At 71.7% G+C, this 6,539-nt stretch carries 7 protein-coding genes and 1 pseudogene; all 8 read left to right on the plus strand.

The features are described 5' to 3' along the window. The first annotated feature begins 57 nt into the window (after positions 1–57). Entirely contained in the window at positions 58–765 is a 708-nt protein-coding gene (gene cpaB / locus CCN35_RS09760; RefSeq protein WP_067397278.1) for a Flp pilus assembly protein CpaB, read from the plus strand. 13 nt (positions 766–778) lie between these two features. After that, positions 779–2,038, plus strand: a complete 1,260-nt coding sequence (locus CCN35_RS09765) for a CpaE/TadZ family protein (protein ID WP_086792303.1) — start codon at positions 779–781, stop codon at positions 2,036–2,038. Further along, on the plus strand, positions 2,035–2,463 hold the full coding sequence (locus CCN35_RS09770; RefSeq protein ID WP_067397280.1) for a TadE family protein: 429 nt from the start codon (positions 2,035–2,037) through the stop codon (positions 2,461–2,463). Before CCN35_RS09765 ends, CCN35_RS09770 begins: the two co-directional genes overlap by 4 nt. A 1-nt stretch (position 2,464) precedes the next feature. After that, entirely contained in the window at positions 2,465–2,938 is a 474-nt protein-coding gene (locus CCN35_RS09775) for a TadE family protein (protein WP_079129853.1), read from the plus strand. 115 nt (positions 2,939–3,053) lie between these two features. Next, a complete protein-coding gene (locus CCN35_RS09780; RefSeq protein WP_067397281.1) occupies positions 3,054–4,430 on the plus strand; it encodes a TadA family conjugal transfer-associated ATPase in 1,377 nt (458 codons plus the stop codon). Next, positions 4,421–5,362 (plus strand): type II secretion system F family protein, encoded by a 942-nt coding sequence (locus CCN35_RS09785; RefSeq protein WP_067397282.1) that lies wholly within the window; start codon positions 4,421–4,423, stop codon positions 5,360–5,362. The genes CCN35_RS09780 and CCN35_RS09785 overlap by 10 nt, the downstream gene beginning before the upstream one ends. A gap of 38 nt (positions 5,363–5,400) precedes the next feature. After that, positions 5,401–6,288, plus strand: coding sequence for a DUF5936 domain-containing protein (locus CCN35_RS09790; protein WP_067397283.1), 888 nt, complete (start codon positions 5,401–5,403; stop codon positions 6,286–6,288). A 14-nt stretch (positions 6,289–6,302) separates the two neighbouring features. Next, positions 6,303–6,539: pseudogene (locus tag CCN35_RS28880) on the plus strand (hypothetical protein); the annotation flags it as partial.

The raw sequence follows: 6,539 nt of genomic DNA on the forward strand, positions 1-6,539 counted from the left end.
GCTCTTCGCCCCCGCCCGACTCCGCCGACCGATATCCCCCATGAGGTTGCACGGTTCATGAACTCCCGTCAGCGCCGCGGCGTGATACTCCTGCTGCTGTCCGTCCTCTGCGCCCTCGGCGCGTTCGCGGGCGTGCTCTCCGTCATCAGTGACGTGGAGTCCAAGGTCGGCCCCGAGGTCACCGCCTACCGGCTCAAGAAGGACATACCGCCGTACACCAAGCTGAAGGAGGATCAGTTCGAGAAGATCACGATGCCCGAGCGGTGGCTGTCGCCCACCGCCGTGACCGATCTGTCCCGGATCCGGGGCAAGATCGCGGTGACCACCCTGCGCGAAGGCTCCCTGCTGCAGAGCGACATGATCGTGGATCAGCCCGCTCTGCAGCCGGGGCAGCAAGAGGTCGCCATCATGATCGATGCGGCGACCGGCGTAGCCGGCAAGATCACGCCGGGCTCCACGGTCAACGTGTACGCCACCTTCGCAGGACGGCGGGAGGGTGATCCCGATCAGTCCAAGATCATTGTAACCAATGCCAAGGTGCTGGACGTCGGCCGGATCACCGCCCTCGAGCCCGACGCCGACAACAGGACCCAGCAGCCCACCCAGGCCGTCCCCATCACCTTCGCGCTGTCCACCCTCGACGCCCAGCGCATCACCTACGCCGAGTCGTTCGCCCAGCGGGTCCGGCTCGCACTGGTCGCGCCCGGCACCACCACCGGCGTCCCGGACAAGGACCGGACCTACGAACTCGCGAACGACAAGTGAGAGGCCCGCACGCATGCCCACCAGGATTCTCGCGGCAGTCGGCGACGCGGACGCGGTCCGGTCCCTCGTCACCCTGCTCAGCCAGCTCCCCGGCACCGAGCCGCTTCCCCCGGTCGCCGACTCCACCCAGCTCGTCGACACCCTGACGCGTCTGGCCGCCGAGTCCGTCGACGAACTGCCCGAGATCGTGGTGGTGCACGAACGGATCGGCCCCGTCCCGGCCCTGGAACTGATCCGTGAGGTGGCCCTGCGCTTCCCTGCGGTCGGCGTCATCCTCCTCACCTCCGACGCGAGCCCCGGCCTGTTCTCCGCCGCGATGGACTCCGGCGCGCGCGGCCTGGTCTCGCTTCCGCTGAGCTACGAGGAACTGGCCGGCCGGGTGCAGACGGTGGCCCAGTGGGCGGCGGGCGTACGGCGCCATCTCGGCCACGGCGGCGACCCGTTCACCGGAGTCGGCGGGCGCGTGGTGACGGTGAGCGGGGCCAAGGGCGGGGTGGGGGCCACCCTCGCCGCGGTCCACCTCGCTCTGGCCGCCCAGTCCTCCGGCCACAGCACGGCCCTGGTCGACATGGACCTCCAGACCGGTGACATCGCCTCCTACCTGGACGTCCAGTTCCGCCGCTCGGTCGCCGACCTCGCCGCCATCACCGACATCTCCCCGCGCGTCCTGGCCGACGCCGTCTTCCGCCACGACACCGGGCTCGCGCTGCTGCTCGCCCCCGGCGAGGGCGAGCGCGGCGAGGAGGTCACCGACCGGGCGGTCCGCCAGATCGTCAGTGCCCTGCGTTCCCGCTACGAGATCGTCGTCCTGGACTGCGGCGCCCAGATGAACGGGGCGAGCGCGGCGGCGGTGGAGACGGCCGACGTCGCCCTGCTGCTGACGACCCCGGACGTGATCGCGGTGCGGGGCGCCAAGAGGGCCGTACGGATGTGGGACCGGCTGCAGATCCGCAAGGCGGAGGAGACCACGGTGGTGGTCAACCGCCACACCCGGGGCACCGAGATCCAGCCGTCGCTCATCCGGAAGATCACCAAAACCATGGTGGCGGGAACGGTGATCCCCGCGGCCTTCAAGGAACTCCAGGGCGCGGTGGACGCCGGCCGCGTCCACGAACTGGACAACAGGAGCACGGTCAAACAGGCCCTGTGGGGCCTCGCGGGCGAACTCGGTCTCCTCAAGGCACCCGTGGGCGTCCCCAGGGGCGGCGGCCGGCTGCGGGGCGGCGACCGCGGGTCGGTGAGCTTCCGGCGGCGCAGGGAGGCGAGGCGATGAGAGCGCGGACAGCGGAGGCGGGAGGAACGCGGTTACGGCTGCTGCGGCGGCGGCTGCACTCCGACAGCGGCCAGGTCGCCGTCGAGTTCCTCGGCATGACACCGACGATCGTCATCACCCTGGTGCTGCTGTGGCAGTGCGCGCTGCTGGGCTACACGTACACGCTCGCGGGGAACGCCGCCGACGAGGCGGTGCGGGCGGCGACGGCGGCGCCCCCCGGCAGCCGGGCCGGCGCCTGCCGGCAGGCCGGGCTCGACAAGCTGCCGGAGGCGTGGCGCAGCGGGGCGGAGGTGAGCTGCGGGACGGGCGGCGGCTTTGTGAAGGCCCGGGTCGCCCTCCGGGTGCCCGTGCTCCTCCCGGGCGTGATCGACTTCCCCGTCACGGTCACGGGCCGCGCCGGAGCCGTGGAGGAGGCGACGCACTGACATGCCGGGACGCACTGACACGTCGTACGACCACCGCGCACGACACCACGACCACCGGCCCGGAGCCGGCCACGGCCCCGGTCACGGGCCCGGCCGTGACCGTCGCTCCGGGAGCGGCCGTGGAGCCGGCCGCGGATGCGACCGCGGTCAGGTCGCCATCGAGTACCTGGGGTTCATCCCGGTCCTGATGCTGGTCGCCCTGGCCGTCATCCAGACCGGGCTCGTCGCCCACGCCGCCCAGCAGGCCGGCACGGCGGCCCGCGCGGGGGCCCGCGCCGCCTCGCTCGGCATGAGCGCCCAGCAGGGCTGCCGGGAGGCGGTGTCCGCCTCGCTGAGCAGCCGTACGAGCTGCGCCGAGGCCCGCGGCGGCGACACGGTCACCGTGACCGCCACCGTCCGCATCCCGTCGGTCATCCCCTTCTGGAACCCGATCGGCGACACCCGCAGGACCGCCACCATGCCGCTCGACCACTGACCGAGGACCGCCCACCGAGGACCACCGACCCGCAGAGGACCGCCGACGTGCCGAGGACCCCCTGACCGATCGACCGACCGAGGACCGCCCACCGAGGACCGAGGAGCACCGCACCATGAGCCTCCGCGCACGCATCACCTCCTCCGAGGAGCACGGAAACCGGGGCCAGGACGGCCACCTGGTCGCCTCCTACCGGGCGAAGCTGATGGAGGAGATCGACCTCGCGGAGATGAGCTCGCTGGCCCCCGCCGAACGCCGGGCGCGCCTGGAGCGGGTGCTCGGGCACATCATCAGCCGGGAGGGCCCGGTGCTGTCGACCGCGGAGCGCGCTCAGCTGATCCGCCGCGTGGTCGACGAGGCGCTGGGCCTGGGCATCCTCGAACCGCTCCTCGAGGACGTCTCCATCACGGAGATCATGGTCAACGGTCCGGACGCGATCTTCGTCGAGCGCGGCGGCCGGGTCGAGCAGCTCCCCCTCCGCTTCGCCTCCACCGAACAGCTGATGCAGACCATCGAGCGGATCGTCTCCACGGTCAACCGCCGTGTGGACGAGTCGAATCCGATGGTCGACGCCCGCCTGCCCTCCGGGGAGCGCGTCAACGTGATCATCCCGCCGCTCTCCCTCACCGGCCCCGTCCTCACCATCCGCCGCTTCCCGCGCTCCTTCACCCTCCGGGAGCTGATCGACTTCGGCTCGCTGGACGAGCACATGCTGCTCCTGCTGGCCGGCCTGGTGCAGGCGAAGTTCAACATCATCGTCTCCGGCGCCACCGGCACCGGAAAGACGACCCTGCTCAACGCCCTCTCCGGGCTGATCCCCGAGGGCGAGCGCATCATCACCATCGAGGACTCCGCCGAGCTCCAGCTCCAGCAGAGCCATGTGATCCGGCTGGAGTCCCGTCCGCCCAACGTGGAGGGCCGCGGCCACATCACCATCCGCGACCTGGTGCGCAACTCGCTGCGGATGCGCCCCGACCGCATCGTCGTCGGCGAGGTCCGCGGCGGCGAGTCCCTGGACATGCTCCAGGCGATGTCCACCGGCCACGACGGCTCCCTCGCCACCGTGCACGCCAACAGCGCCGAGGACGCGCTGATGCGTCTGCAGACCCTGGCCTCCATGTCCGACGTGGAGGTCCCCTTCGTCGCCCTGCACGACCAGATCAACAGCGCCGTCGACGTGATCATCCAGCTCACCCGCTTCGCCGACGGCGCCCGCCGCGTCACCGAGATCGCCCTGCTCGAGAGCCACGGCAGCGAGCCGTACCGGCTGGTCACCGTGGCCCGCTTCGCCGCGCAGCCCATGACGGCCGACGGCCGGGTCCACGGCGTCTTCGAGCACTGTCCGCTGCCGCGCCGCGCCGCCGAACGCCTCTACATGGCGAACCAGCCGATCCCCCAGGCCTTCGGCGTCGCCCGGTCCGCAGACCAGCTGGCCGCCCGGGAAGCCGGGGGACAGGCCGGAAGACTGGGAGGAACCGCCCCATGGAGCTGAGCACCCTCGTCGCCCTCACCACCGGCACCACACTGCTGGCCTGCGTCCTGGCCGTCGTGGGCCTGCACCTCTACGCCCTGGGCAGGGCCCAGCGGGCGGCCCTCGTCGACCGCCTCTCGCAGACCGGTCACGTCCCGGCCGTCCGCGGACGCCGTTTCCACACGCTCGACCGCCGCCTGCGCCGGACCCGGCTGGGCCGCGGGCTGGAACGGAGACTGGCCGCGACCGGCCTGGACGTCACCCCCGGCGAGTTCTTCGTCTGCATGCTCGCCACGGTGGCCGCCCTGTGGCTGCTCGGCCACGCCGCCCTGGCCCCCTTCTTCGGCCCGCTCGCCGGACTGCTCGGGATCGGGGCGGCGGTGCAGTTCCTCAACTGGCAGCGGCAGAAACGCATCGAGAGGTTCATCAACCAGCTCCCCGAACTGGCCCGCATCCTGGCCAACGCCACCCAGGCGGGCCTCGCCCTGCGCACCGCGATCAGCATGGCGGCCGAGGAGCTGGAGGCCCCGGCCGGCGAGGAACTGAACAAGGTGGCCGACCAGCTGGCGCTGGGCGCGTCGATGGACGACGCGCTGGGCGAGCTGGCGGAGCGCCTGCCCTCCCGTGAACTGGTGGTCCTGGTCACCACCCTGGTCCTGGCCAACCGGGCGGGCGGTCAGCTGGTCGGCGCCCTGCGCAACCTCACCGAGACCCTGGAGGAACGCAAGGAGACCCGCCGCGAGATCCGCACCCAGCTGTCCCAGGTCACCATGACCTCGTACGCCGTGCCCGTGCTGGGCGTCGGCGCGTTGTTCCTGATGAACGGTGTCAAGGCGGGCGCCCTGGAGCGCATGACGGGCTCCCCGCTCGGCCAGGCCGCGGTGATCGTCGCCTTCGCGCTGTACGCGGTCGGTTTCGTCCTCATCCGCCGTCTGTCCCGTATCGACGTCTAGGCCCAAGTCCACGGCACGGAAAGGAGGGGAGAGCGGGAATGGCACTGCTGCTCGCACTGATGACGGGCCTGAGCGTCGGGGGCATCTTCGCCGGCATCCGCATGTACCGGGCGGACGCCCGGCTGCCCGGCGACCTCCAGCTGGCCCTGGAGGTGGGCGCGACGCGCACCGGCGCCGTGGACTCGCTGGTCGACCGTCTCGGCATGCGCTACGCCCCCGCCGTACTGCGCCTGATGGGCCCCAAGCTGGTGGCCAAGTACCGCCGCAGGATCGACCTGGCGGGCAACCCCGGCGGCCTGACCATCGACCGCTACGCGGCCCGGCGCGCGGTCTACGGCTTCCTGGGCGTCGTGGGCGGTCTGGTGTTCCTGCTGCGCGGCCAGTACCTCATGACCCTGCTGCTGCTCGCCTTCGGCGCGTTCTGGACCGAGGTCGGCATCTGGTCGGCGATCCGCGTCCGCAGGGACGAGATCGAGCGGACGCTGCCGGACTTCCTCGACGTGCTCGCGGTCGTGGTGAGCGCGGGCCTGGGCTTCCGTCAGGCACTGGACCGGGTGGCCTCGAGGTACGAGGGGCCGTGGGCGGACGAGCTGCGCATCACGCTCCGCCAGATGGACCTCGGCATGAGCCGCCGCCAGGCCTTCGCGGAGCTGCGGCGGCGCAACGACTCCGAGCAGGTGGCGATGTTCGTGACCGCTCTGCAGCAGGGCGAGGAACTGGGCGCGCCGATCGTCGACACCCTGATCGCCCTGGCCAGGGACATGCGCCGCACCGATGCGCAGAACGCCCGCCGCAAGGCCGCGCGCGCGGTGCCCAAGGCCACCATGATGATCACCACGTTCATGGTCCCGGCCACGATGATCCTCCTCACGGCGGGCCTGCTCCTCGGCTCGGGTGTGGACTTCGGCTCGATCACGGGCGAGTAGGGGGCGACACGGACATGACGGACATCATCCTTACGGCCCATGTCCTGCCCGCCGTGCGGCAGCCGCACGCGGGGACAAGCACCGGGGCGACCGCAGGAGCGACCGTTGGGGCGGCAGAGGGGGAAAAGGCCCCCCAAGGGCCGCCACCGTCCGAGAAATTACAGATCAGCGCCTTGCAGGCGATGTGCCGGCACGTCTTCGCCTTCCGTCTGGCGATGATCGCCCTCGCCGCCCCCGCCGCCCTCCTCAAC

Origin of the sequence: Streptomyces thermovulgaris, from assembly GCF_002155915.1 — a bacterium.
Lineage (GTDB): Bacteria > Actinomycetota > Actinomycetes > Streptomycetales > Streptomycetaceae > Streptomyces > Streptomyces thermovulgaris.

Coding starts and splice junctions, on each gene's coding strand:
- cpaB (WP_067397278.1), top strand. CDS start 58: ATGAACTCCCGTCAGCGCCGCGGCGTGATACTCCTGCTGCTGTCCGTC.
- CCN35_RS09765 (WP_086792303.1), top strand. CDS start 779: ATGCCCACCAGGATTCTCGCGGCAGTCGGCGACGCGGACGCGGTCCGG.
- CCN35_RS09770 (WP_067397280.1), top strand. CDS start 2,035: ATGAGAGCGCGGACAGCGGAGGCGGGAGGAACGCGGTTACGGCTGCTG.
- CCN35_RS09775 (WP_079129853.1), top strand. CDS start 2,465: ATGCCGGGACGCACTGACACGTCGTACGACCACCGCGCACGACACCAC.
- CCN35_RS09780 (WP_067397281.1), top strand. CDS start 3,054: ATGAGCCTCCGCGCACGCATCACCTCCTCCGAGGAGCACGGAAACCGG.
- CCN35_RS09785 (WP_067397282.1), top strand. CDS start 4,421: ATGGAGCTGAGCACCCTCGTCGCCCTCACCACCGGCACCACACTGCTG.
- CCN35_RS09790 (WP_067397283.1), top strand. CDS start 5,401: ATGGCACTGCTGCTCGCACTGATGACGGGCCTGAGCGTCGGGGGCATC.